The organism is Chitinophaga sp. Ak27 (assembly GCF_012726295.1).
Classification (GTDB): domain Bacteria; phylum Bacteroidota; class Bacteroidia; order Chitinophagales; family Chitinophagaceae; genus Chitinophaga.
The window spans coordinates 1-1,926 of sequence record NZ_JABAOB010000018.1; the positions used below are offsets into that span (position 1 = coordinate 1).

Annotated in this window: 1 protein-coding gene; it reads right to left on the minus strand. The window is 46.3% G+C overall.

What is annotated here, in order from left to right; translation table 11 throughout:
• Positions 1-81 precede the first annotated feature (81 nt).
• Complete coding sequence (ltrA, locus tag HGH90_RS31430) at positions 82-1,356, minus strand: group II intron reverse transcriptase/maturase (protein ID WP_262888624.1); 1,275 nt, start codon at positions 1,354-1,356, stop codon at positions 82-84.
• Between the last annotated feature and the right edge of the window lie 570 nt (positions 1,357-1,926).

Consider the following 1,926-nt stretch of genomic DNA (forward strand, 5'->3'; position numbering starts at 1 on the left):
AATCGAGTAGGAAGGTAGCCATTATTTGGCTACCTGTCCTCTCACACCACCGTACGTACCGGTCTGGTATACGGCGGTTTGTCAAAATAATTTCTTCTGATGTTCTGTTTTCAGATAATAATGTTGATGGAACCCTATATAGCCTAGCTTCTTAAAGTATGCATCAGTCAATGTGCTACTTAGCAAAGGACTTCGTGCTATACGCATATATCCGTAGCTTGTATTGCTCCATCGCAGCGCTTTATACCTGTCTATACCCAGCTTTATCAGGTGTCTGTATCGCCCCCTGATTGTCTTCCATTGTTTCCACAAGCACATACGCAGACGAACCCGCACATGACTATCCAGTCTAAGCAGCAGCTTTCTGCAATCTGCCAGATGGAAGTAGTTTACCCAACCGACGATGATCGATTCCAAACGATTGATTCGTTCTTTCTCGGGCTCCAGCTTGCTGCGACTGGTTAATTGCCGGATTTTGTCTTTGACTCGTTGTTCTCCCGATAATGGTACCCGTATCCTGTACCTGCCTTTACTACGGTAGAAAGAAAATCCCAGTAATTGGCTGTATAAAGGACGGCTGATCTTCGTTTTCTCCCGGTTTACTTTTAGTCGCAGATAGCCTTCTATATAACCTGTTATGCTTTCCAATACCCGATGAGCGGATTTATTACTGTTCACATAGATACTACAATCATCTGCATAACGCACGAACTTATGCCCACGTTTTTGTAACTCTGTATCCAGCTCATGTAACACTATATTGGATAATAACGGGCTTAAGGGAGATCCCTGCGGGGTGCCTTCCTGCCGGGGGCTTACAGTCCCTCCAAGCAGTATACCACTTTTCAGATAACGCCGGATTAAGGCCAGTGTACGTCTATCTGATATCCGTTCCGATAAACGACTTATCAATCGATCGTGATGGACCCGGTCAAAGAAATTTTCCAAATCCAGTTCTATTATCCACGTCCCTCCCTGATCCAGATACGATCTGGCCTGCAATACTGCCTGATGAGCATTCCGATTGGGCCGGAACCCATAGCTGTTCGCAGAAAATTCTGATTCAAACCGGGGAGATAACCATTGCTGAATGGCTTGTTGGATAAGCCGGTCCACCACTGTCGGGATACCCAGCAGACGCAGACCTCCCGAGGGTTTCGGGATTTCTATCCCTCGTACAGGATGGGGGCGATAACTGCCAGACAAAATACTGGATTTCAGTTCAGCCCAGTGATGTTTCAGGTAGTCGCGAAGTTCATCGGTCTGCATACCATCCACGCCACCAGCACCTTTGTTACTGATGACCTTTCTCAAGGCTTTATGTATGTTTCTGTAGTCCAGTATTTCCTCCAGCATAAAAACATTATCTGAAAAAAAAAATTACAGGGCATTGTCCTTACCCGGTCGGATAACGCGGCTCGACTTCCTGTTCTATGGCCTTCCGCTTCCGGCTTCCAGTTCAATAGAGCAGTTCTCTTACGGGTTTTCAGTTGTTATCGCTTTGTTATATACCGGTTAATTCCTTTGCCATTCTGACATTCGGTCCTTCAGCTTGTCTGTGAGGCTTCCATCTTTACCCTTGTACTTCGGGAGATAGACTCGTTTCCCGCCTACTATGACCTCGGCTGACTCCCTGAAAAAAAAAACAGGGCCTCCCAGGGTAAGTGTTATCGCTTTCCATTCATGTAGCCGCTGTATTTACGTAGTTACAATCCGTGCAGTATCGGGCTTTTGTTTCTATTGCAACATCACCCTTGTAACATCGCCTTATATACAGTTTCTGTTCGTCGGCTCGAATGTTTGCCGCCAGCTTCCTTCAGATTCCACCTTACGATGGACACCCTTGCTATTGGCTAATGCTTCCTGCTGCAAAGTGCATTCGGGACTTACACCCTAGAGCTATAACACATGCCTGGCGCACAATAA